General features: G+C 52.2%; 23 protein-coding genes. 9 read left to right on the top strand and 14 right to left on the bottom strand.

Annotated elements, in window-relative coordinates; all coding sequences use genetic code 11:
- Positions 1-160 precede the first annotated feature (160 nt).
- Positions 161-631, bottom strand: a complete 471-nt coding sequence (gene argR / locus BZG20_RS09180; protein ID WP_046074289.1) for a transcriptional regulator ArgR — start codon at positions 629-631, stop codon at positions 161-163.
- A 306-nt stretch (positions 632-937) separates the two neighbouring features.
- Between argR and mdh the strand changes: the two genes are divergently transcribed.
- A complete protein-coding gene (gene mdh, locus BZG20_RS09175) occupies positions 938-1876 on the top strand; it encodes a malate dehydrogenase (RefSeq protein ID WP_046074288.1) in 939 nt (312 codons plus the stop codon).
- 77 nt (positions 1877-1953) lie between these two features.
- Here mdh and ispB read toward each other — a convergent pair whose 3' ends face one another.
- Positions 1954-2925 (bottom strand): octaprenyl diphosphate synthase, encoded by a 972-nt coding sequence (gene ispB, locus BZG20_RS09170; protein WP_046074287.1) that lies wholly within the window; start codon positions 2923-2925, stop codon positions 1954-1956.
- Positions 2926-3292: 367 nt separating this feature from the next.
- Between ispB and rplU the strand changes: the two genes are divergently transcribed.
- From rplU to folA, 6 genes are all read left to right on the top strand, one after another.
- A complete protein-coding gene (rplU, locus tag BZG20_RS09165) occupies positions 3293-3604 on the top strand; it encodes a 50S ribosomal protein L21 (protein ID WP_046074286.1) in 312 nt (103 codons plus the stop codon).
- A gap of 18 nt (positions 3605-3622) precedes the next feature.
- On the top strand, positions 3623-3880 hold the full coding sequence (rpmA, locus tag BZG20_RS09160) for a 50S ribosomal protein L27 (protein ID WP_046074285.1): 258 nt from the start codon (positions 3623-3625) through the stop codon (positions 3878-3880).
- Positions 3881-4097: 217 nt separating this feature from the next.
- Positions 4098-5258: an Obg family GTPase CgtA gene (gene cgtA, locus BZG20_RS09155; RefSeq protein ID WP_046074284.1), complete on the top strand. Its 1161-nt coding sequence runs from the start codon at positions 4098-4100 to the stop codon at positions 5256-5258.
- Between the two features lie 145 nt (positions 5259-5403).
- Complete coding sequence (locus BZG20_RS09150) at positions 5404-6183, top strand: threonine/serine exporter family protein (protein ID WP_046074283.1); 780 nt, start codon at positions 5404-5406, stop codon at positions 6181-6183.
- Positions 6180-6644 (top strand): threonine/serine exporter family protein, encoded by a 465-nt coding sequence (locus BZG20_RS09145; RefSeq protein ID WP_046074282.1) that lies wholly within the window; start codon positions 6180-6182, stop codon positions 6642-6644. Before BZG20_RS09150 ends, BZG20_RS09145 begins: the two co-directional genes overlap by 4 nt.
- A 17-nt stretch (positions 6645-6661) precedes the next feature.
- Positions 6662-7144, top strand: coding sequence for a type 3 dihydrofolate reductase (gene folA / locus BZG20_RS09140; RefSeq protein WP_046074281.1), 483 nt, complete (start codon positions 6662-6664; stop codon positions 7142-7144).
- On the opposite strand, the gene apaH is transcribed toward folA, so the two are convergent.
- The 6 genes from apaH to lptD are packed head-to-tail and all read right to left on the bottom strand — an operon-like array spanning position 7141 to position 13835.
- Positions 7141-7968: a bis(5'-nucleosyl)-tetraphosphatase (symmetrical) ApaH gene (gene apaH, locus BZG20_RS09135; RefSeq protein ID WP_077578805.1), complete on the bottom strand. Its 828-nt coding sequence runs from the start codon at positions 7966-7968 to the stop codon at positions 7141-7143. The two genes, folA and apaH, sit on opposite strands and share 4 nt — an antisense overlap.
- A gap of 17 nt (positions 7969-7985) precedes the next feature.
- On the bottom strand, positions 7986-8369 hold the full coding sequence (apaG, locus tag BZG20_RS09130; RefSeq protein ID WP_046074279.1) for a Co2+/Mg2+ efflux protein ApaG: 384 nt from the start codon (positions 8367-8369) through the stop codon (positions 7986-7988).
- 14 nt (positions 8370-8383) lie between these two features.
- Complete coding sequence (rsmA, locus tag BZG20_RS09125) at positions 8384-9190, bottom strand: 16S rRNA (adenine(1518)-N(6)/adenine(1519)-N(6))-dimethyltransferase RsmA (RefSeq protein ID WP_077578804.1); 807 nt, start codon at positions 9188-9190, stop codon at positions 8384-8386.
- Positions 9180-10172: a 4-hydroxythreonine-4-phosphate dehydrogenase PdxA gene (gene pdxA / locus BZG20_RS09120; protein ID WP_046074277.1), complete on the bottom strand. Its 993-nt coding sequence runs from the start codon at positions 10170-10172 to the stop codon at positions 9180-9182. Before pdxA ends, rsmA begins: the two co-directional genes overlap by 11 nt.
- The gene (gene surA, locus BZG20_RS09115; RefSeq protein WP_046074276.1) at positions 10162-11457 is read right to left on the bottom strand and encodes a peptidylprolyl isomerase SurA; all 1296 of its coding nucleotides are present in this window, start codon (positions 11455-11457) and stop codon (positions 10162-10164) included. Before surA ends, pdxA begins: the two co-directional genes overlap by 11 nt.
- A gap of 53 nt (positions 11458-11510) precedes the next feature.
- On the bottom strand, positions 11511-13835 hold the full coding sequence (lptD, locus tag BZG20_RS09110) for an LPS assembly protein LptD (RefSeq protein WP_077578803.1): 2325 nt from the start codon (positions 13833-13835) through the stop codon (positions 11511-11513).
- Between the two features lie 154 nt (positions 13836-13989).
- On the opposite strand from lptD, the gene djlA reads away from it, so the two are divergent.
- Complete coding sequence (djlA, locus tag BZG20_RS09105) at positions 13990-14811, top strand: co-chaperone DjlA (RefSeq protein WP_046074274.1); 822 nt, start codon at positions 13990-13992, stop codon at positions 14809-14811.
- Between the two features lie 12 nt (positions 14812-14823).
- On the opposite strand, the gene BZG20_RS09100 is transcribed toward djlA, so the two are convergent.
- The 3 genes from BZG20_RS09100 to rapA form a co-directional block, all read right to left on the bottom strand.
- Positions 14824-15795, bottom strand: a complete 972-nt coding sequence (locus BZG20_RS09100; RefSeq protein ID WP_077578802.1) for a D-2-hydroxyacid dehydrogenase — start codon at positions 15793-15795, stop codon at positions 14824-14826.
- 68 nt (positions 15796-15863) lie between these two features.
- Positions 15864-16607, bottom strand: a complete 744-nt coding sequence (gene rluA, locus BZG20_RS09095) for a bifunctional tRNA pseudouridine(32) synthase/23S rRNA pseudouridine(746) synthase RluA (RefSeq protein WP_077578801.1) — start codon at positions 16605-16607, stop codon at positions 15864-15866.
- A 39-nt stretch (positions 16608-16646) separates the two neighbouring features.
- Complete coding sequence (gene rapA / locus BZG20_RS09090) at positions 16647-19556, bottom strand: RNA polymerase-associated protein RapA (RefSeq protein ID WP_077578800.1); 2910 nt, start codon at positions 19554-19556, stop codon at positions 16647-16649.
- Between the two features lie 316 nt (positions 19557-19872).
- Here rapA and BZG20_RS09085 point away from each other — a divergent pair, with 316 nt between their 5' ends.
- Entirely contained in the window at positions 19873-21246 is a 1374-nt protein-coding gene (locus BZG20_RS09085) for a PhoH family protein (RefSeq protein WP_077578799.1), read from the top strand.
- A 45-nt stretch (positions 21247-21291) separates the two neighbouring features.
- On the opposite strand, the gene BZG20_RS09080 is transcribed toward BZG20_RS09085, so the two are convergent.
- The 3 genes from BZG20_RS09080 to thiP form a co-directional block, all read right to left on the bottom strand.
- On the bottom strand, positions 21292-22296 hold the full coding sequence (locus BZG20_RS09080; protein WP_077578798.1) for a GGDEF domain-containing protein: 1005 nt from the start codon (positions 22294-22296) through the stop codon (positions 21292-21294).
- Positions 22297-22362: 66 nt separating this feature from the next.
- Positions 22363-23067, bottom strand: coding sequence for a thiamine ABC transporter ATP-binding protein (gene thiQ / locus BZG20_RS09075; protein ID WP_077578797.1), 705 nt, complete (start codon positions 23065-23067; stop codon positions 22363-22365).
- On the bottom strand, positions 23061-24650 hold the full coding sequence (gene thiP / locus BZG20_RS09070; protein WP_077578796.1) for a thiamine/thiamine pyrophosphate ABC transporter permease: 1590 nt from the start codon (positions 24648-24650) through the stop codon (positions 23061-23063). Before thiP ends, thiQ begins: the two co-directional genes overlap by 7 nt.

Genomic DNA, 24650 nt, shown 5'->3' with positions numbered 1-24650 from the left:
CGTTTAACGAAAGCGTGAACAGTGTGTGGCAGCTAAAGGCAGATAGTAACAGAGGGGTATCAAAAAATTAAAACGATGTTATCGCTTTTGCTTTCGTTGTGGCGACTCAAAAGTAAGACAGGGCAGGTAGGCAGCGGCTTCACGCTGCCTGATAAAGGAATCAATAATGATATTCAAAGAGATCACACACGGCCTCAAATAAGGCTTCTGTGCTGGTACCGCGGGTGGGTGTGATAAAGATGGTGTCGTCTCCAGCCACTGCTCCTAGGATACCTTCAGCCTTGCCCAGAGAGTCAAGTAGACGAGCGATGAGTTGCGCCGCCCCTGGCCCCGTATGGATCACGACCACAGCCTCATTATAGTCAATTTCCATCACCAGCTCGCGCAAGGCGCTGCCAGTGGTTGGGACACCGAGTTCAATCGGTAAGCAATAGACCATTTCCATTTTGGCGTTGCGGGTACGCACAGCGCCGAACTTGGTCAACATGCGTGATACTTTCGACTGGTTGATGCCCTCAAATCCTTGAGCACGTAGGGCTTCGACAATCTCACCCTGAGAACTGAACTTTTCTTCTTTGAGGATCGCTTTAAACGCTCGAACCAATTGGTCTTGTTTTTCTGAGTTACGCATGACGGCAGACTCGCAATGACAAACGAGTGGCTATTTTGCATATACATGCAACGAGGGGCAATCACTGAGGGTGTAAAATGGCGACAATATCACTGTTGCTGACCAGACACCCCGCGACAACGAAAGGGTGGGGGAAAGGGAGAGCGAAAAAATGAGAGCTTAGGCTGATCATCACCGCCTGAGGCTTGAGTGGGGGTAGGGGCGGGCATATGATGAAGCAACAGTTCGCACCATTGATGGGCGATTTGTGCCCGAACAGAAGCCGGACCGGATCCGGACTATAAGAAATATCGAAAGGAGAACGACATGAAAGTTGCTGTGATTGGCGCCGCGGGAGGCATTGGTCAGGCTCTAGCCCTACTGCTAAAAAACAATTTACCAGCCGGTTCCGACCTGGCTTTGTATGATATCGCTCCTGTTACGCCAGGTGTGGCGGTTGACCTCAGTCATATCCCCACGCCGGTCACCATCAAAGGCTACAGCGGCGAAGACCCAACGCCAGCACTTGATGGGGCTGATGTGGTATTAATTTCTGCGGGGGTGGCCCGTAAGCCGGGTATGGATCGCTCTGACTTGTTCAATGTAAATGCCGGGATTGTTAAGTCATTGGCGGAAAAAATCGCCGATGTCTGTCCAAAAGCCTGCGTAGGCATTATCACTAACCCAGTGAACACCACGGTGGCGATTGCCGCGGATGTACTGAAAGCCAAGGGCGTGTATGACAAAAACAAACTGTTTGGCGTGACCACGCTGGATGTGATCCGCTCTGAAGCCTTTATCGGTGAGCTGAAAGGCATGGATCCACGTGAAGTGTCTATTCCTGTTATCGGTGGCCACTCGGGCGTGACCATTCTGCCGCTATTGTCACAAGTAAAAGGGGTGACGTTTAGCCAAGAAGAGGTTGAAGCCTTGACCCCACGCATTCAAAACGCTGGCACCGAAGTGGTGGAAGCCAAAGCCGGTGGTGGTTCTGCGACCTTGTCTATGGGTCAGGCTGCATGCCGTTTTGGTCTATCACTGGTCCGTGCCCTGCAAGGCGAACAAAACGTGGTGGAATGCGCGTACGTTGAAGGCAGTGGCGAGCATGCCCGTTTCTTTGCTCAACCCGTACGTCTAGGCAAAGAAGGGGTCGACGAGATCCTAAGCATCGGTGAGCTCAGTGCCTATGAGCAACAAGCGATGGACAAGATGCTAGAAACGTTGCGTAAAGATATTAAAATGGGCGAAGAGTTCGCGGCAAAGTAGCGGGCAATTCGACATTTTTGGTCAGAGAAGCGGCGCAACAGCGCCGCTTTTTATTTTGGCTAGGGGCTTATATTGAGCTAGGTGTTGCGGTCAACAGCTAAATGCGCCAACGCCACTAAGGCGTGTTTATACGGGGTATCTGGCAGCGTATCGAGCGCACGGATCGCTTTTTCTGATTCCTGCTCGGCACGTTTTCGCGTATAGGCGAGAGAGCCGCAGGCGTCCATACAGGCCAGAATCGCCTCGAGTTTATCGCGACCATTGCCTTTTTCGATGGCGGTACGGATCATCGCCGACTCTGCCTCAGACCCATGTTGCATGGCGTGCAACAAAGGCAATGTCGGTTTGCCTTCGGCGAGATCATCGCCCGTTTGCTTACCCATTTCATCGTCAGCGCTGGTGTAGTCAATCACATCATCAATTAACTGGAACGCCGTCCCGAGGTAACGGCCATAGTCTTGAAGGGCTTTCTCCGTCTCCGCGTCCGCCTCGTTAAGAATCGCGCCAATCTGGGTGGCTGATTCAAACAAGCGCGCCGTTTTAGAGTAGATCACCTGCATGTAACTGGTTTCTGTGGTATCAGGGTCGTTACAATTCATCAATTGCAGCACTTCCCCCTCAGCGATCACATTGGTAGCCTCACTCATTAAGTCCAGAATGCGTAACGAGCGCAGGCTGGTCATCATTTGAAACGAGCGGGTATAAATGTAGTCACCGACTAACACACTGGCCGCATTACCAAACAAGGCATTGGCCGTTGCGTTACCGCGACGCAAATCGGATTCATCGACCACGTCATCATGGAGCAAGGTGGCGGTGTGAATAAACTCAATAAACGCGGCGGCGGTGGTATGTTTGTCACCGTGATAACCAAGCGCACGCGCCGCTAATACAGCGAGCATCGGGCGCAGTCGTTTACCACCGCTGTTGACGATGTAAAAGCCGAGCTGATTGATTAGCGCGACATCAGAGTTTAGCTGGGCGAGGATCTTTTGATCGACCTGCGCCATGTCGTCACTAATTAAGGCTTGGATTGATTTGAAATCCATGAATATATCCGGGCGTTGTCCTAGTTACTTGCCTGCCGAGCTAACGAAATAAATCACAACTCACTAGCAGCAAGAGGCGAAATATTGCATGTTAATACGTTCAGAATGGCGTGAAACCTTCGTCAGTATCGGCACCAGAGCGGGTATTTAGCTTCGCATAGTACACCAGATAACAGGCGACGAGATAGCGCTCACACAGGGAAAATGTGCGGGAATTAATGCTGAGCACCTTTTCACCAATTTTCTTGCTTTCCCCTCTTGCCTCAAATCAATTTCTGCCGTAGAATTCGCGCCCTATTGATGAATTATATGCGCACCCCTTGTTGCTCAATAATGCAGCAGGCCGTGCGGAAATGCGGAGTAAAACATGTACGCAGTTTTCCAAAGTGGTGGTAAGCAACACCGAGTAAGCGAAGGCCAGACTATTCGCTTGGAAAAGCTAGACGTTGAAACTGGCGCAAGTGTAGAACTTGACAAAGTATTGCTAGTGGCAAACGGCGAAGACGTTAAAGTTGGCGCGCCTTTTGTTAGCGGTGCAAAAGTAACAGCAGAAGTTGTTACTCACGGTCGCGGCGATAAAGTGAATATCGTTAAGTTCCGTCGTCGTAAACATTCTCGCAAGCACATGGGCCACCGTCAGTGGTTCACTGAAGTCAAAATCACTGGCATCAGCGCTTAAGAGTAGGAGAGAGAAGAGATGGCACACAAAAAAGCTGGCGGTTCTACTAAAAACGGCCGCGATTCAGAAAGTAAACGCCTAGGTGTTAAACGCTTCGGTGGTGAGTCTGTACTAGCAGGTAACATCATCGTTCGTCAACGTGGTACTAAATTCCACGCAGGCAATAACGTAGGTTGCGGTAAAGACCACACTCTATTCGCTCTGTCTGATGGCAAAGTGAAATTTGAGACCAAAGGTCGTCATAACCGTAAATTCGTTACTATCGAAGCTGAATAAGCTTCAACGCCAAGCGAATTTTTGAAGCCCTGCCTTTTGGCGGGGCTTTTTATTGTGTCTGGTGATCACCGGTCAGTGAGCGTCTGATCAGAGCAGCACAGAAAAGCGGTCAAAACAGAAAAATGATCCTAAGATCGATAAGATCGCCATTCACTAATCTGGGATAAAACTAATTGCAATAAACGTGCGTTTTAGCGATTGGTGCGGAGAAGTTAGCATGAAGTTTGTAGATGAAGCGATTATTCGCGTCGATGCCGGAGACGGGGGCAATGGCACCGTTAGCTTCCGGCGGGAAAAATATGTCCCTAAAGGGGGCCCAGATGGCGGTGATGGCGGCGATGGTGGTGACGTCTATCTGCTGGCCGACGAAAACCTGAATACCCTGATCGATTACCAGTTTGAGCGCTTTCATTCTGCGGCTCGTGGCGAAAACGGTCGCGGTGGCAACTGTACCGGTAAACGGGGCGACGACTTGGTGCTGAATGTTCCGGTGGGCACGCGCGCCATCGATGAAGATACCGGTGAAGTGATTGCCGATTTAACCGAGCATGGCATGCAGGTAATGGTGGCCAAAGGCGGGTTTCACGGCTTAGGCAATACCCGATTTAAGTCGTCCATCAACCGCGCCCCACGACAAAAAACCATGGGAACCAAAGGCGAAGTTCGTCAGCTGCGTTTGGAGTTGTTGCTGTTGGCTGATGTGGGGATGTTGGGCTTGCCGAATGCGGGTAAATCCACCTTTATTCGTGCGGTATCCGCGGCGAAACCGAAAGTGGCTGATTATCCTTTTACCACCTTGGTGCCAAGCTTAGGCGTGGTCCGTGTAGCGGCTGACAAGAGCTTTGTGGTGGCCGATATTCCAGGCCTGATTGAAGGTGCGGCGGATGGCGCTGGGTTGGGTATCCGCTTCTTGAAGCACCTAGAGCGTTGCCGCGTCTTATTGCACATGATTGACTTGCTGCCCGTGGATGGTACCGATCCGGTCGATAACGCGTTCACCATTATTGATGAGCTGAACCAATACAGCGAAAAGCTGGCGGATAAACCGCGTTGGTTGGTGTTTAATAAAGTGGATTTGATGCCGGAAGACGAGGCGCAGGCGCAGATTGACCGCGTGCTTGAGGCATTGGCGTGGGATGACAAATACTATGCGATATCTGCGATTAATAAAGCGAACGTCCAACCGCTTATTTACGATCTGATGGCGTCGATTGAAGCGCTACCCGCGCCGAAACCTGAAGTTGAGCCGGAAGATGAGACAGTGGCGTTTAAGTGGGATGATCACCACGAACAGCAGCTCAATCAAAGTGATGACGACGATGATTGGGACGACTGGAACGAAGACGACTACGATGTCGAGATCATCTACAAGCCTTAATCTTATAAAGCCGTTACTGTTGTAGCGGCTTTTTTTATCTCCGACGTGGCGATAATCTGAGCACAACTTTATTTGCATCAAAGACCGAGATGACGCTGTGGTGAATACTGCGAGTAGATAAGTGCAACGAAGAGGGATTTTTGAGGTGGGAAAGCGGTTAACCGAACCAGAGCAACGGGCCATATCGCGTCTGGTGATTGAAGTCGGCCAGCGGCTATTACAGCATGGTGCGGAAAGTAAACTCGTCAGTGATGTGAGCATCCGTTTAGGGCGGGCGCTAGGGCTCGATAGCGTTGAACTGGCGTTATCGGCGAGCTCCTTAGTGGTCACCACACTCAGTCAAGGTCACTGCATTACCACCGCCAGACGTTGTCCCGATCGCGGGATTAATATGAAAGTGGTGACCGATATCCAGCGCACGGTCATTTTGGCCGAGAAAGGGATCCTCGACGCCTTGGCGGTACGTAAGCGCTTGAGCCGGATTGAACCCTTTCGTTACCCACCTTGGCTCGTGGTGGGGATGATAGGGCTTTCTTGTGCGGCCTTTAGTCGTTTAGCGGGCGGTGATGCGGTGGTGTTTGCACTCACGTTTATCGCCTCTGCCACCGGTATGCGGGTACGCCAGTTGATAGCTCACCGTCAATTTAATCCGCTTCTCACCTTCGCGGTCACCGCCATGGTCACCACCTTGATATCCAGTGTGGGGACCATAATGCATTGGGGCAATGAACCCTTCCTCATCATGGCCTCATCAGTCTTAATGTTGGTACCTGGCTACCCGTTGATAAACGCGGTATCAGATATGGTCAAAGGCTTTGTCGATATGGGTATCGCACGCTGGACGATGGCATCCTTGCTCACCTTGGCAACAGCATTAGGCATTGTCGGTGCTATGAGTCTCGTGGGGGCGTGGGGATGGTTATGAGTTTATTGCTCGCCTTACTGGAAGATATGTTTTTTGCCATGATCCCTGCGGTGGGGTTTGCATTAGTGTTCAATGTACCGGTTAAGGCGCTCAAATACTGTGCTTATGGCGGTGCCGTGGGGCATGGCTTACGCTTTTTACTGATGGAGTCTGGTGTCGCGATTGAATGGGCCACGCTGGCTGGGGCGACCACGATTGGGTTTTTAGGTGTGTACTGGTCGCAGCGCTTTTTGGCGCACCCCAAGGTGTTTACCGTAGCAGCGATCATCCCGATGATCCCCGGCGTTTACGCGTTTAAAGCGATGATTGCGTTGGTAACCATCAACAATCAAGGCTATAGCCCTGCTTTATGGGCGAGCCTTATCGAAAACCTCACCACAGCCGGCTTTATTCTCTCGGCATTGGCCATTGGTCTTGCGATGCCCGGGTTATTGTTTTATCGTCGCCGACCAGTGATTTAAGGAAAAAGGCACCTAGAATGCGCATCAGTTTAGTGGCTGCGATGGCAAACGATCGAGTGATTGGCAAGAATAACCAAATGCCGTGGCATTTGCCGGCGGATTTAGCGTGGTTTAAACGCACCACCCTTGGTCACCCTGTGGTGATGGGGCGTAAAACCTTTGAGTCGATTGGTCGTCCGCTGCCCAAACGACCGAACATTGTGATCAGCCGCGACCCTGATTTTCAGCCAGAGGGCGTCACAGTGGTGAGCTCGCCAGAGCAAGCGCTTGAAACCGTGGTCGAGTATGAGGAGGTCATGGTGATTGGTGGCGGTACCATTTATCAGGCGTTTTTGCCCCGTGCTGACCGTTTGTACCTGACCTTTATCGATCTCGACGTCGACGGCGACACCCGCTTCCCGCAGTGGGGAGAAGGATGGGTGAAAACAGAGGTCGGCGCCCATCCTGTGGATGAAAAAAACGCCTACCCCGTCACTTTTACTGTCTGGGATCGTGCCTAAGTGGCGCTATTGTCTGCCGCTAACGTAAAGCAGGCTTTATCTTCCCAACGAAGGAGCGTGAGCTTACCGCCCCATACGCACCCAGTATCTAGCCCATAAAGCTTGGGCTGGATGGTGCCATTTAACGCCGCCCAATGGCCAAACACCACCGACTGATCAAGCGGCTGGCGCGCCGGCACCTCAAACCAAGGTAACAAACCACTGTCTTCGGCCTGGTTGGGCGGCAATTTGCATTGCATATCAAGGCGGCCATCTGGGAAACAAAAACGCATGCGGGTAAAGCTATTGATGATATAGCGATAGCGGTCAAGCCCGGTGAGTGTTGGATCCCACTGATCGGGGCTGTCGGCATACATGTTTTCTAGTAACCAGCGCTGATCATCACTGCGCAATATCGCTTCTACCTCGCGAGCACAGGCGATCGCTGTCTTTTTATCCCATTGCGGGCTAACCCCGGCATGGGTGAGTAAAAAGCCACCGTCTGGCGCGGAGACATCCATCAGAAGCGGTTGCTGAGAAAGCCAGCCGAGGAGTTGCTCCCTATCTGGCGCATCGAGAATGGGCTGGGTGTTGTCTTTGGCTTTGACCGGTTTTATGCCATGGGCAACGGCCAGTAAATGTAAGTCATGGTTACCCAAGACAACCTGAGCTGCGTCACCGAGCTGATAAAAGTAACGTAATACGCCAAGGGAATCTGGCCCACGTGCGACCAAATCCCCAACTGAGTACAAAGTGTCTTTATCTGGGGAAAACCCGACTTGGGTGAGAAGCGCATCTAATGTGCGCTCACAGCCATGGATATCCCCGACAAGATAGGTCGCCATATGCCTCCCTGTTGGGGTTAGTGGAGAATGTTTGGCAGCGCGAGACGAAACGGTGCGATGTCGACTTTAAATGACTGATCGTCTTGACCTTGCATGGTATAAAAACCTTGCATCACACCCACAGGGGTCTCGATGATGGTGCCACTGGTGTAGGTGTATTTTTCCCCCGCGGCAATCTTGGGTTGCTCGCCGACAACGCCTTCTCCTTCTATTTCTAGCTCTTTACCATTGGCATCGGTAATGAGCCATTTTCTGCGCATAAGTTGCGCAGGGGCATCGCCGCGGTTTTCAATGGTGACGGTATAAGAGAAGACAAAACGCTCATTGTCAGGCTCTGATTGGTCTTCCACGTATTGGGTCGCGACGTGAATCTCGAATTGCGATTGTTCAGTGGCTTGCAAATCAAGGCTCCTGTTTATGATGAGTGATTGGCGTCCAACCAGTTAGCTAAGCGGGAGAACTGCGCCAAAGTCATGTGCTCAGGACGTAAGCTAGGGTCGATACCGAGATCGGTCAAGGTGTCCGTGCTGACTAATGATTTAAAACAGTTACGTATGGTTTTGCGACGCTGATTAAAACCTTCACGACACACGCGCTCTAACCATGACAAATTGGTGACCGGGTGTGGCAGGGTTTTGTGTGGCACCAGACGGACAACGGCAGAGTCCACTTTTGGTGCGGGTTTAAAGGCACTCGGTGGCACTTCCAATACAGGGATGACTTGGCAGTAGTATTTTGCCATCACAGTGAGACGCCCATATGCTTTGGTGCCCGGGCCTGCAGCCAGACGGTTAACCACCTCTTTTTGCAACATAAAGTGCATATCTTGCACTTGATCGGCAAACGAGAACAGATGGAACATTAACGGTGTAGAGACATTGTATGGCAGGTTACCAAAAATCCGCAGTGGACCTTGCTTGGCAAGCTCGGCAAAATCAAACGCCATGGCATCGGCCTCATGGACCGTGAGTTTGCGTCCCATAAATGGATGACTGCGTAGGCGTGCGGCAAGATCACGGTCAAGCTCAACCACGTTTAAGTGATCAACTTGCTCAGTGACGGGCTCAGTGAGCGCGCCAAGGCCTGGGCCAATCTCAACTAGATTCTCGCCGGATTGGGGATTAATGGCTGACACTATCCCATCGATGACATATGGGTCGTTTAGGAAGTTTTGTCCGAAACGTTTTCTGGCACGGTGGCCTTGATGGACTTTATCGCTCATGCTTGCTATCTACTAATTCAATGGCGTGGGAGATGGCCGTCCGCAGGCTTCCTGTATCCGCCGTACCGGTACCCGCTAAATCCAGTGCAGTACCATGATCTACTGATGTTCTGACAAAAGGCAGACCCAGGGTAATATTCACTGAGCGGCCAAATCCTTTGAATTTTAACACAGGTAAGCCCTGGTCGTGATACATCGCCAGCACGGCGTCTGCATCTTGCAGGTATTTTTCCTGGAAAAGCGTGTCTGCAGGTAAAGGACCGACTAAATCCATCCCTTGTTGGCGCAGATCATCCAGCGCCGGCTCAATGGTGTCGATTTCTTCTGTTCCTAAACAGCCCCCTTCACCAGCATGCGGATTCAGGCCGCACACATAAATACGAGGATGTGTGATGGCAAACTTTTCGCGTAAGTCTTGATGCAAAATGCCGATAACGTCGTGCAAGCGCTCACGGGTGATGGCCTTGGAGACATAGGCCAATGGAATATGGGTGGTGACCAAGGCGACGCGTAGCCCCTCAGTGGCGAGCATCATCACGACTTGATTGACATTGGCGTGCTGGGCGAAAAACTCGGTGTGGCCACTAAAAGAGACCCCAGCACGGTTGATGATCCCTTTATGAACCGGACCGGTGACAATCGCGGCAAACTCGCCGCTCATGTTTCCTTCCGCGGCGCGGGTGAGGGTATCAAGTACATAGCGGCCGTTGGCCTCATCCAGTTGCCCGGGCGTCACCGGCGCGCCAATCGGCGTCTCTGCGACAATGAGCTCGCCCGCCTTGTGTGCTTGCGGCTCAGTGCGGGGATCGTAGTCGCGTAAGCTGATGGCTAGCCCTAACTGCTTGGCGCGCTCAGCCAGCATCTGCTTATTGGCGACGGCGACAAGCTGATGAGGCCAGGCATGAAGCGCCATGGCCAAGACAAGATCAGGCCCGATGCCTGCAGGCTCTCCGGGCGTAATCGCGATACGCTCAGCTGTCATCGGTGAGCACCTCGACGTAAGCCCCTGCGCGTAGCTCTTGCAGCCAGGCCTGCGCTTCTTCGTTGAATTTTCTATTGAACAGCATGCGGTAAGCGCGATTTTTCACTGCCGCATCGGTTTTATCCACTTCACGACGATCAGTGACTTCGACAATATGCCAGCCATGTACGGTTTTAAACGGCTCGCTGACTTGTCCTTCTGGCAGGGCATCGACTTTGGCTTTGAAGGCAGGCACATAGGCATCTGTGGTTGACCAACCTAGATCCCCCCCATTGACTGCCGAGCCAGGATCGTCGCTGTACTGCTTGGCGAGATCGGCAAAACTTTGCTCACCACGTCGGATTTGGTTCGTCAGTTGGTTGAGCTCTTTCTCCGCGCCTTTATCACTCAGTACGATCGATGGTTTGATCAGGATATGACGCGCTTTCACTTCGGTGACCGCGACCGTTTCTAGCCCTTGTACATCGTCAATTTTGAGAATATGGAAGCCAACCCCGCTTCTAAACGGCCCGATGATCGCCCCTTTACCTTGGTTGGTGATCTGGTCGGCGAAAATGGTCGGCATTTCTTCTCGTCGCAACCAGCCCCAATCACCGCCGTCGAGCGCTTTGGGCCCTTTGGAATATTCCATCGCCAGTTCAGCGACATTCCCGTCATGGCGTAGAGTATCGACTAAGCGATGAGCTTGCTGTTTCACGCTTTCACGCTCAGCCTTGCTAGCATCGTCGTCTAACTTGAGCTGAATATGCGAAAGTTTGTATTTCACTTTTTGCATTTTTTGCTCGTTTAGTTGGCTAGCGAGCGTCTCGACTTCTTGCGGTAAAATACTAATACGGCGCCGTACTTGCGCATTACGTGCTTCGGAAATGGTGAGCTCACGACGCACTTGTTCACGGTATTGTGCCCACGCGACACCTTGCTCAGCCATTTTTTCACGCAGGGCTTGTACGCTAACCGATTGCTCCTTAGCAATGTTTTCAATTGCTTGTTGCAATTGGCTGTCGTCTATCTGAATCCCTAAACGTTTAGCCTCTTGCAGCTGTAGCTCCTCAATAATCAGCCGCTCACGCATCTGCTCTTCAAGCACCTCTTGCGGCGGCAATTCGCGATCGCTGTTGGCGGCATTAAGGGTAACGGTACGACGCATCGCCGTCATATCACTTTTTAACACCACGCCGTCATTGACGACCGCAATCACGCGATCGAGTGCTTTCGGCGCGGCTTGTGTTAAAGGGGTCAGCAACACTAAAACGCCAGTGATGAGGGCGTGACTCCATTTGTTCATGCTTTGTCCACTTCTTTTCATAGGTTCAACAGTCCAGACCACAATATGGCGGGTTAGTTCTTCAGGGCAAAAGGATTACGATAACCCAACGCATTACCTGAGTCTGTGTTGAAGTTAAAGCCACTGTCAGCTCCCAGTCCCAATAGGCTAAACGAGAGGGTCACGTTGTTGTCGTATTCTGGGTCTGCATTAATATCAGAGCGCGAGAGTAAGTACTCGTTATAGCTCAGGCCGACCACCCAACAATCCGAGCGATAGGTCAGGCTAAACTGATTTTCTAGCATCACGTCTTGAGTCAGATCGCGCCAGTATTGGCCTTTAAAACTGAGGCCTCCCCACAATGGGAAGCCTGTGACCACACCGGCTTGGGATAGGCCGTCATCGGTGAGTGCGCTGATATCGCGGTTAGGCAAGGTAGACTCAATGTATTCTTGGGCCACATAGCGATAACTGGTTTGCGCGTAGAATTGTTGGCGGCGATACTCGGCAATCACGTTACCAAATTGCATTTCACTGAGGTTGCTGTCGTACTGCATTGATGCCCGTAAAAACAGGTAGTCATCAATATTCGCTTCCCCTTCGAGCGCCCACGATGAATAGTCAAAGGTTTCTGCGTCTTGGTTTGACGGCTGATCAAAGTAATAAATTTGCCCGAACGACAGGTTGAGTCGCTCTTTATAGCCACCGTCGTAAAAACGTGTGGTCGCCCCGTAAGTCAGCTGGTTAGCCGGGTTAACATAATCAATGCTGCTAAATTGATTGCCGCGGAACAACCCATAGTAGTCGGTTTGTAAGCGTGCGGTATCGTAGCCACCACCACTGAAGTTGACGGGGTTATAAATATCCCCTTGTTCTACGTCTTTGATGTACAAGTATTGTACTTGAGGTTCGATCGTTTGGCTAAAGTGCCCCCCCATCGCCCAAAAGTTACGCTCTAGAACCACGCCGGAATGCAAGCGCACGGTTGGGATTTTACGCTCCACCGACTTACTCAAGGTCGCCGTCGACTCGGCATCTGGCATGGCATTGTCAAAGCGCTGATCGTAATGGGTGTAGAGCATGCTGGCTTCGGCCGTGGCATTAAACCAAGGGCGTGTGAAGGGCATGGTCAAGGTCGGGGCGAGATGTGTGCGCGTTGCTTCGGGTTTATTCGGGTCGTCGTTAGCAAACACACTAAATTGTGCCGGTACGCTGATATCCAACCATGGCACCACTTGCGGCGCGTAGTAGTTAAAATCGACTTGCGGCATCAAACGATACACGCTGGTATTTTCTGTGAGCGGTTGGAAATCTCTCACGCGCACGGTGCTGTTCCAATCTAAGCCGCGGTAGCTGATTTCACCGGTTTGCAGCAAGGTATTGTCTTCCCGTTTACCTACGTCCGAGTCAATGTTTTGGAAGTAGGTGATGTCACTGACCTTGCTGTAATCGGCTTGGTAGCGCCAGTGACCCTGTACGCCGCTGTGTGTCCAATTAAAGCCCCAGCGTGCGTCAAGATCTGGGTTACGCTGATCATCAGGCAGATATTCTGAGTACAAGGCGCCTGAGCCGAGTGGGGTTAAGTAACGCACCTTAGTATTGAGCTGCACACCCCGTTCCGACATGTATTTGGGCGTGATCGTGGCGTCAAGTTGCGGATGGATGTTCCAATAAAATGGCGTTTCCATCTCGATACCATCGCGATCACTCCAAGAGACTGATGGGTATAAAAAGCCCGTTAGCCGGCCATCTTCAACGGGCACCCGCAGGTATGGCAGATAAAAGATCGGCACATTCATCACCTCAAACCGAGGGTGATAAAGGTCAGCAAATAAGCTACTGTCTTCTTTTTCTATTTTCGAGGCAGAAAAGCGCCAGCTTTTGTCTTCGTCCGGGCAGGTGGTATAGGTGCCATCTTCCAGCTCATAGAAGGTGGTACCGTTTTTAAATACCCGCTTGGCTTCCCCTCGCCCTGGCGTACACAGCATCTTGTACTGCGCATTATTGAGTGTGGTGTCTTCGTTTTCTAAATTGGCTTGTAAATAGTCCGATGTCACCATCATCTGGCCGTCATTGAACACCACATCACCTTGAGCGGTGACGATCCGTTCTGGATCGCGCAAGGTCGCGGTATCTGCCGTCATTTTACGATGACCTTGGGTCACCTCGACATTACCGTTGTAGATGGCTTTTTCATTGGTTTGCGCTTCCGCGCGATCGGCCACCACGCGAATAGGCGCATTGTTCACATCTTGGGTTTGCTCACTTGCTGGAATACAGCGCGCCTCGCTATCAGGACAAGGTTCGTTGGATGATTCCGCATTAGCAAAAACAAGGGCTGGGCCATAAAGCGCCAGGCTAATCATGGTGGCTAAAAAGCTACGTGCAGTCGGTGACATTGAAGAAGACATTCCTGTTTTATCTGATTGCGTGGTGTACACGAAGGCAACGCATCAGTATGCTTTGGCTGCAAAATGCGATTATCATAAATCAATTTACGCCCGGCATCACCTGTAAATGTTCAGGGTGTGAAACTAGCAATGAGACCATGGCATGCGACTAAATGGCAAGGTAATTGGTGCAATTCTCGGCACATTGTTGGGAGGCCCAATCGGTTTTCTTCTTGGCCTTTTCTTGGGTCATCAGTTTGATAAAGCGAAACAGCGCGCGCGTTTCGGCGGTTTTGGTGCCCAAGGCCCACAAGCACAACGTGTTTTTTTTCACGGTACCTTTGCCGTGATGGGACATATCGCCAAAGCCAAAGGGCAGGTGACACAGGATGAAATTCGTCTCGCCAGCTTATTTATGGACAGAATGCAGCTGCAAGGTGAAGCCAGGCAGTTGGCTCAGCAGGCATTCCGTGAGGGGAAAGACAGTGATTTTCCGCTGGATGAAACCCTCAACGGCATTCGTGCTTTGAGCCAAGGGCAGCGTGATTTGTCGCGTGTCTTTCTGGAAATGCAAATACAAGCGGCGTTTGCTGACGGCGAGCTACATCCTAAAGAGCGCGAACTACTCTATGTGATTGCTGAGAAACTGGGTTTTTCGCCGCAGCAACTGGAGCAACGGTTACGGATGCAAGAAGCCGCGTTTCGCTTTAGCCAAGGTTATCAAGGCGGCTGGCAGCATCAAACCGATGGGCCGGGCGCACCACCACGGCAAAGTGAGATTGATGATGCCTATGATGTGCTGGGTGTTGATGCGTCGGCTTCCTCTCAGGAGGTGAAAAAAGCCTACCGTAAGCTGATGAATGAGCATCATCCCGATAAATTGATGGCAAAAGGCTTGCCGCCAGAAATGATGGAGCTTGCCAAAGAAAAGGCGCAAGAGATCCAAAAAGCCTACGATGTGGTGAAAAAAGCCCGCGATATGTAGCGGGCTTGTGCGTTAGTCAACCAGTGTATGTTGCGGCGATCCGCTTAAAAAGCCATCAATGTTATCCACCAGTTGGTTGGCGAGACGGTTAACCGCTTCATCTGCGCCCCATGCGATATGAGGGGTGACCAGCAGGTTAGGCAATGATGCGGCGATCAGCGGGTGAGTGTTAGGTGCCGGCTCTTCACTCAGTACATCCAATCCAGCACCGCCAATTTGACCCGTTTCTAGCGCGTGTAGCAGCGCGGTCTCGTTGACTAAGCCGCCACGTCCGGTGTTGATCAATATGGCATTCTCTGGCATCAACGCCAGCGTGTCTTGGTCGATAAGATGATGGGTGTTATCGGTGAGTGGGCAATGTAAGGAGAGCACATCTGCTTGGCATAGCACGTGTTCAAAAGGCAGATAACCAAGCCGGCATGCCTGTGCACCACGGTGCTCGGCGAAAACCACCTTCATTCCTACTGCGCGCGCAAGTTGTGCGACGGCCTCGCCCAATGCACCTTTTCCAATGATCCCCAATGTACTGCCGGCCACACTGCCAATAGGGTGGGTGAAAAAGCAGAACTGTCCTTGCTTTTGCCATTCGCCATTTTGGACATCTTGGTGATAGCCGAGGAGCTGGCGCTTGAGGGCAAAAATCATGGCAATGACATGCTCAGGCACCGACTGAGTGGCATAGCCTTGCACATTGCATACTTGTACACCATGCGCTTGGCAGGCCGCCAAGTCGACATTGTTTACCCCTGTTGCGGCCACCGCAATCAGTTTGAGTTTCGGGCAGGCGGTAAGCACCGTCTCATCGATCACCACCTTGTTGGTAATGGCGATATCAGCGTCTTGTAAGCGCGCGATCACATCGCTGGGTTGCGTTTCACCGTAGGCTTGCCAGTGATGTGGATACTGGGGCGTGGGCAGGACAATATGCGCTGGGATAGTGTTGCGGTCGAGAAAGACGATATTGACGGGGTCGTGCTGAGCCATGTTGATCTCCGAGTCTCAATCCATGGCTCTAGGGTGCGAGATATCGCGATGTTGTGCAATGGTTTCAGCTAGCTGGCCTGTGAATCCGTCGTTGTGCTCGCAAGTGGTACGGCCAATTGATACTCATTGGCCAAGCGGTTGTCGGGCATTGTGGGGTAAAAATCACAGGGAGCCTGAAAATGGAGCGTTTCACCGGTGGCCGGATGCAGCAGGCTGAGCTCGGCAGCATGGAGGTGCAGTCGATGGGTATAGGCGAGCGCGTCCGGGCAGGCATAAAACTCATCGCCGACAATGCTGTGCCCTATAGACTGCATATGCACACGCAGTTGGTGCGAGCGTCCCGTCAACGGGTACAGGGCCATCAAGCAGGTAGGTGATGAGGCTTGCAAGCAACGGTAGTGGGTTTGTGATGGCTTGCCATGTTCAAAGCACACTTTCTGACGCGGGCGGTTGGGCCAGTCACAAATCAGCGGCAAGTCAATGATGCCGTCATGGCTGTCGGGTTGTCCCCACACTTCCGCATAATAGAGTTTGGTGGGGACGCGGTCGCGAAACTGCGCTTTAAGGTTGCGCTCTGCTTCTTTATGGGCGGCAAAGGCCATCACCCCTGAGGTGGACATGTCTAAGCGGTGAACCAGCTCGGCGGAGGGAAACGCGGCTTTCACGCGCGACCATGCGCTGTCGTAATGCTCGGGATTGCGACCAGGGTTGGCCAGCAGACCACTGGGTTTGTTGATCACCACCAGATCCGCATCTTGATAGAGGATGTCTAACCAAGGGTCTGTCGGTGGATGGTATTCAGTCATTGCCATAGGGTTTATCGGGGCCGCCGGGCCCCGTCTCACTTTGGTTTATTGGTGGCTAACCACAACAAGGCGCAGCGCATCGAGTTCAATTTGTGCGTGCTGAATATGGTGCGACAAGGTACTGATTTGCTCGCGTAATGCGTCTAGCTCATCATCACGAATATTCGGATTGACCGTTTTCAGTGCCTCCAAGCGCGCTAATGCCTGCTGGAGCTCCGCCTCCATCTCTTGGTGCGCACTGGCTTGAATGTCTGCCAAAGCTTTTTCTGCCAGTGGCTCGCTTTTCTCAATCAGATTGTGGATCTGGCTTTGTACCGAGTTAACCATTTTACTGCCAAGGTGGCGGTTAACGGGGCTCAGCTGGCGATGAAAGCTTTCAAACTCGACATTGGCGGACAGGTCATTGCCGTTGGCATCAAGCAGCAATCGCACGGGTGTTTGCGGCAAAAAGCGGTGGATACCACTCGATTTTGGAGCCTGGGCGTCAATGGTGTAGATAAGCTCTACAAACAGGGTGCCCACTGGCAGTGACTTATTTTTGAGCAGTGACACCGCGGTGGTGCCGATGTTTTCGCTCAGCAACAAATCAATGCCGCCTCGAACAATCGGATGCTCCCAAGACACAAACTGAACATCTTCGCGACTCAATGCGGTATCGCGGTCAAAGGTGATGGTGCAGCCATCGGCAGGCAGTCCTGGGTAGCTGGGTACCATCATGTGTTCAGACGGTTTAACCACTAAGGCATTCTCGCCTTTGTCATCTTGGTTAACACCGATGGTATCAAACAGCCCTAAGGTGAAGGTGACCAAGTTAGTGTCGCCATCCTGCTCGGCAATGGTACGTGCCAATTGGTTAGCGGCCTCCCCACCGTGGGAGTGCATTTCGAGGAGCTTATCCCGGCCTTCTTCCATTTCTGCTTTTAAGCGCTGATTCATCACGGCACTGTCACTGATCAGCGCCGACAGCGCCTCATCCTGTTGATTGGCCGCGAGCAGCGTTAACAAGGTTTCGCCATATTGTTCAAATACCGCACGGCCGGTTGGGCAGGTATCTTCAAACGCATTGAGGCCTTCGTGATACCAGCGCGCCAAAATGGTCTGAGCCGTGCCTTCAAGATAGGGGACATGAATGGCAATATCTTGCGTCTGACCAATGCGGTCAAGACGGCCGATACGCTGTTCAAGTAAGTCGGGGTTCATCGGTAAGTCGAACATCACTAACTGATGGGCGAATTGGAAGTTGCGCCCTTCCGATCCAATTTCTGAGCAGATCAAGACCTGCGCGCCCCCTTCCTCTTGGGCGAAGTAAGCAGCGGCTTTGTCACGCTCTACAATCGACATCCCTTCATGGAATACAGTCCCGCGAATACCTTCGCGCTCACGCAGCGCTTGCTCCAGGGTCAGTGCGGTTTGCGCCCGCGAGCAAATAATTAGCACCTTCTCGCTGCGGTGGGCTTTTAAGTAATCCAACAGCCAATCAATACGTGGATCAAAGCCCCACCAGCTCGCGCTATCCCCTTCAAACTGTTGATAGATATCTTCCGGGTATAGGTTTTGCACGGCTTTTTGTTCGCTCGAGCCGGTGTTGCCCATCATGCCGGCGACCCGCATGGCGGTTTGGTATTGGCTCGGCAGAGCGAGCGGGTGCATATGGAGGTGGCGGCGGGGGAAGCCGCTGATGGCCGCTCGGGTGTTACGGAACAATACGCGTCCGGTGCCGTGGCGGTCCATCAGATCATCAATCAGTTGTTGGCGTGCTTGAGCGCTCTCTTCTGCGTTATCACTGTGTACTTGGGCTAAGCGCGCTGACAGCTCCTCGTGCTGCAATAGCTGACGTATCCCTGCTTGTGCCGCGTCGGTCAGTGGCGTATCGTCCAGCAGCGCTTCCACCGCTTCAGCCACAGGCGCGTATTGTTGAGCTTCTTCAACAAAGGCATCGTAATCATAGAAGCGATCGGGGTCGAGCAGGCGCAAGCGGGCAAAATGGCTTTGCTGGCCCAATTGCTCTGGCGTGGCGGTGAGCAGCAATACGCCAGGGGTGTGCTCAGCGATGCTCTCAATAATTTGATATTCGCGGCTTGGCGCATCCGGCGCCCACGTCAGGTGGTGGGCTTCGTCGACCACCAATAGATCCCAGTGGGTATCGCACACTTGTTCGACCCGGCGGCGGTTTTTGCGCAAAAATTCCAATGAGCACAACACCAACTGTTGGGTATCAAACGGGTTGGGGGAGTCGGCAAAGGCTTCCACACAGCGCTCTTCATCGAAAATCGAGAAATGCAGATTAAAGCGGCGCATCATCTCCACCAGCCACTGATGCTGTAAGGTTTCGGGCACCACAATCAGCACACGCTCCGCACGACCCGCCAGCACTTGCTGGTGGATGATCATGCCTGCCTCAATGGTTTTCCCCAACCCTACTTCATCGGCGAGCAGTACGCGCGGTGCATGGCGGCGACCGACTTCGTGGGCAATGTAAAGCTGATGGGGGATCAGGCCGGCACGCATGCCGGTTAAACCGCGTAATGGGCTGCGCAGTTGCTGGTGCTGATTGGTCAGCGCACGATAACGCAGGGCAAAACGGTCCATACGATCGAGCTGACCAGCAAACAGTTTGTCTTGCGGCTTGTTAAAGCGAATCTGGTGGCTGAGCAAGATCTCACGCAGTGCAACCTCATCTTCCCCTGTGTCGGTACGCTGGCCGTAATAGGTTAATACCCCGTCGTTTTCCTCAACGCGAGAGACGGTCATGGTCCAGCCTTCGTGGCTTTCCACCTCATCGCCGGGATTGAACATCACCCGAGTCACGGGCGCATCGTGGCTGGCGTACAGCCGTGTTTCATCACTAGCAGGAAACATTAGGGTCACGGTACGGCCATCAACGGACACCACAGTGCCGAGTCCAAGATCATGTTCCGTATCACTGATCCAACGTTGTCCAAGCGCAAATGACATAGGGGAAAACCTCTGAATTAACTCGATTGTCGAAAGACGCGACGCTATTCAATACAGCGTCGTTTAAATACTTTGCTATTCAGTGTGGCACTGAAAAAATTGGCCGCCAATAGTACTCGAACTTGTGAGGAGGGTCACGATGAAACTCAACGAATCTCATCAAAGGTCACGCTGACATACAAACGTCATTAATGGACGGCAAAGATAAAGCGTGAGCTGGCGCAGTAAAACAAGTTGGGCGCATCCCAACGGCCAGGTCTACGCTTATTTTAAGCGCTGTCACCGAGACAGTGAACTGCCGACACAGGAGGTGCCTATGGGCGACGCCGACCGGAAGCTGTTTGTACTCGATACTAATATTCTCCTCCACGAGCCTTTCTCGATTTACTCTTTCCAAGAACACGATGTCGTGATCCCCATGACTGTCCTCGAAGAACTTGACCGAATTAAAGATAGCAAACGCGATGTCTCACGCGATGCGCGTGTGGCGATCCGTGCTTTGGAAGATATTTTTAAAGAGGCCACGCCTGACGAAATTGGCGAGGGCATTGCCGTTGGTAAAGGCGATGCAACGGGCACCGTATCGATTCTCGCTGACTTTGAGATCAAAGAAACTGTCCATGCCTTTGCGGATAAAGCGGGTGATAATCGAATACTCAATGCGGTGTTATATCTGCAAACCAAACGCTCGCCACGTAAAGTGGTGTTGGTAACCAAAGACATCAATATGCGTCTGCGCGCCAAAGGGGCGGGGGTGATGTATGTAGAAGATTATCGTACTGACCAGCTGATTGATGATGTGCGTTTGCTGACCAAGGGGTTCCACCAATTTTCAGGTAGCTTTTGGGACAAAGTAGGGGAGTGCAATAGTCAAGCTTATGGCACAGAGACCTTACATACGTTGCCCTCTGAGCTTCTCGATACGCCGTTTGTGAACCAATACCTGTTGGACGAAAGCGACGATTTTGCCGCGCGAGTGCAGGCCATTGATGGCGATAAAGCGGTGATCAAAGATCTGAGCAGAGAGCGATTGATGCATCGTGCCGCGTGGGATGTGAAACCGAAAAATATCTACCAAGGCATGGCGATGGATGCGTTGCTCGATCCGAGTATTGACTTGGCGATCCTCACCGGTCCCGCAGGCTGTGGTAAAACCATTTTGGCGATGGCTGCAGCCCTTGAGCAGGTGGTGGAGAAAGGGATGTATGACAAGATTATCGTGACCCGCAACACCCCAGATATTGGCGAGTCGATCGGCTTTTTGCCGGGCACTGAAGAGGAAAAAATGTTGCCTTGGCTGGGGGCTGTCACTGATACCCTGGAAGCGTTGCACATGCATGATGAGTGCACCGATGGTTCGATGCGGTACATCATGGAGAAAGCCAACCTGCAGTTTAAATCGATTAACTTTATGCGTGGCCGCTCGATTCAAAACGCGTTTGTCATTTTGGATGAGTGCCAAAACCTGACTGCCTCTCAGCTTAAAACCATTATCACCCGGTGTGGGGAGGGTACCAAGTTAGTGTGCTCGGGGAACTTAGCGCAAATCGATTCCTCGTATTTGACCCCAGTGACATCTGGGCTGACCTATATTGTTGAGCGGTTTAAAAACTTTGAAGGCAGTGCGTGTGTGTACCTCAATGGCGTGGTGCGCAGTCGCTTAGCGGAGTTTGCCGAAGAGAATTTGTAGTGGATATCAGGTGGCGACCATCAGGCTGTCACCTTTATCCATGAGCTAAAACAATTCAACATCGTCCTCGGCGACAAAGGTTTTTATCACCCCAGATTGCAGTAAGTCATCATAAAAAGCGACCTGATTACGGCCGTTTTGTTTGGCGTGATAGAGCGCCTGGTCGGCATTGCCTAAGATGGTGCTGGTGCTCAGTTGCCCTCGCTCAATCTGCGTTGCCCCCATGGAAATCGTCACGGTTTGGGCGGCACCAAAATCACGCGCGTTGACATTAGCAATAAAAGTATTGGCTTTTTGCTCTGCCATGGCGCGAGTACACGGCTGAAACAGCACCACAAATTCATCGCCGCCATACCGGAACAAGGTGTCTTGTGAAGAAAAAGTCTGGCGCATCAGCGAGGCAAGTAACAAGATGACCTCGTCACCGAAAACATGGCCAAAGTTATCATTAATTTGCTTAAAGTGATCAACATCGAAGATACACACCCAAGGAACCAGGGCGCTGCCATTTTCACTGGCAGGGGAAGGCTCACTTTGCGCTAAGCGATCACAAATAAGATCCAGCTTTTTAGAGAGGACTTTGCGATTAAATAAGCTGGTGAAACTATCACGCTCACTGGCCATGATAATCTGCTGATAGTTTTCATAGATACGCGTTAGTCCAGCGACGAGTGCGCGTTGGTCCTTGCTAAGGCTTTTGGCGCGACCGCATAAAACCCCGCTGACACCTTCTTCTTTCTCGTAATAAATGGGAACGGCAATCAATACATGATCATTGGCGTAGTGTTGAGTGACCGCTTGTGTCGCCAGGCACTCATCAAGCAGGGCATCAATTTGATGAATGTTTTCTTGCTGAAAGGCACTATTGTCGTTGGTGCCGAGTACGGTAAAGGCAGGCTGCATGTCACCGCAGTAATCGAGCAGCACAACCTCGCTTATTGGGGTAAGCTCGGTCATTGAGGTCAGCAAGCTTTTGGTGATCGCGTCGACTTCTGTTTTAGCGGTGAAATCGACAATGGAGTCGAGGATTTTTATGCTGCTGGCGGCCACTGGGCGCCTCCTTGGAATCTTCCGTGTTTTCCTTAGTATAGAAGTCAATCCAAGTGGCGCCACCCATCACTCTTCGTCCGTCTTGCCCATGTAACCTTGCATTATCGCGGGTGGGGTCTCGAGGGTTTCGACAGGACAATGCAGGCGGACTTGCCCGTTATCCAAATAAAGAAACTCAGAGGCGATGGCTTGGGCGTCTTCGGGATGGTGAGTCACCATCACCACCGTTGTGCCTTGCTCTTGGGCGGTACGCTTGACCAGTGCCAGCATGTCCTTTTTTAGCGCAGGATCGAGTGCCGAAAAGGGCTCATCGAGCAACAATAAGGGTTGGTTGCGTGCGATGCTTCTACCCAACGCGATGCGCTGGCGTTGGCCGCCCGACAGTTGCCCAGGTAGACGTGACAGATAGTCTGTTAAACCGACGGCGTGGGCCGCACGGTGGATGCTGTCACGCTGGGAGGCGGTTAGCTTCAGTGATGGTGATAAACCTATCGCCATATTGTCGAATACCGACAAATGGGTAAAGACGTTGTGCTCTTGAAACAAGATAGACAAGGGGCGTTGGTGCGCTGGGGTTGTTGTCACTGGCTTGCCATTAATAGCAATCTCGCCACTATCTGGGGCAATCAATCCGGCAATCAAGGATAATAAGGTGCTCTTACCCGCGCCGCTGGGGCCGAGCACAGCCACAATCTCCCCCGGCGCTATTTTGGCATCAAAGGTCATCCAATCTTGCTGGTAACGATAGTGGACACTAGAAAGCGTCAGCATGCTTGTCTCCATTGAATAAGGCGCGTAAGCAGGGCATAACACCCCAAACTTGTGAGCAGTAACAGCATCGCCGCGGCAGCGCCGGCTTCCATTTGGTAACTGCCCATTAAGCGGAATAAATACAGGGGCAGAGTTTGAAAGTTTTGGCTGCCAAATAGGGCAATCGCACTGAGATCGCCCATCGATAACACAAAACTCACTGCGACACCGCGTGCAATAGGTGCACGTAAACAGTCCCACTCAATCAGACGTAAACGGGTGATGCCCCTTACGCCTAAGGTGGCGCACAGATTATGGTAAGACTGGGCAACTTGAAACGCGGGAGCACTTAGTACTTTGATGAGATAAGGCAGGGCCATCAGGGCGTTCACGGCCATCACCAGCCACAGCGCCAAGCTGAATACGTCGCTAAATTGGCGAAACAGCAAAAAAAGCCCGGTACTGAGGACAATACTCGGTACCACCAAAATAATCGCCCCGAGGGTTTCTATCCCATCCGCCTGTTTTTTGCGCCCATGCAACCGCCAGTGGCGGCTAGCGAGGATCACTGCGGCTGCGAGCACAAAGGCAAAGCTGGTTGCCCCAAAGGCAATGGCCAGTGAGTGCAGTGTTGCCTGCCACAGTGCGCTATCGCTGAGCACAGCTAATGCGCTGGGATTCAGCCCCCGAGCAATCACCACACCCAGTGGTGGTAACACCAGTAGCAAAACGAGACCAATCCATAGACTGTCCCAGCATTTGGCAGCACGGCTATCCAAAGAGGCGGGAAGAGGCAGTACTTCACTGGGCGTACTCGGCAGCGGGCGCGTTAACGTTTGCACGGTAAATGCGATGGCGCCACACAACAGCATTTGCCACAGCGCAAGGACAGCACCTGTTTGTAAATCGAAATCAAAATGAATGGCTTGGTAAATGGCCAACTCTATTGTGGTAGCTTTCGGTCCGCCACCCAGTGCCATCACGGTGGCGAAGCTGGTAAAGCACAACATAAACACTAGCCCGATGATATGGGGCAAGCTTTGGCGTAAATACGGCCATTCTAGGTGCTTAAAACGTTGCCAGCCCTTAAGTCCTAACTGGGTAGCGAGACGACGCTGATCAGCGGGGATCCCCTCTAAAGCTTGCACCATGAGTTGGGCAGAAAAAGGCAGATTAAAAAACACATGAGCGAGCAAAATGCCGCTTAAGCCATAAATAGAAAACGGCATAGCCACATCAAAATGCGCAAAGGCTTGCGCAATCCAGCCGCTGCGGCCATAGATGGCAACCAAGCCAAACACACCCACCAATACCGGTAGTACTAAGGTCATGGCGAATAGCTTAAGTAGCCATGCCTTGGCTGGAAACTGTCGGCGAGACAGTGCGTGGGCGACGGGTATCGCAAGCCCAACGCTGAGCACCACAGATAAAGTGGCCTGCTTAAAGCTAAAGTAGGTGACATGGCGCAGATAGGTATCTTGCCACAACGCGGTGAGCGCTAGGTCGTGGCTGTGAGAGAACAGCGCCCATAGCGCGCTGCCAATCAAAGCCACAACCAGGCTGGCCGCCATACTGCCCGGCCAGGTTCGAGAGGGGTTGAGCAT

The sequence above is a fragment of the Salinivibrio sp. IB868 genome (genome assembly GCF_001995655.1).
In the GTDB taxonomy this organism is placed as follows: Bacteria; Pseudomonadota; Gammaproteobacteria; order Enterobacterales; family Vibrionaceae; genus Salinivibrio; species Salinivibrio siamensis.
Note: the sequence above shows the minus strand (reverse complement) of the source record. Positions and strands in the feature narration are given on the sequence as shown.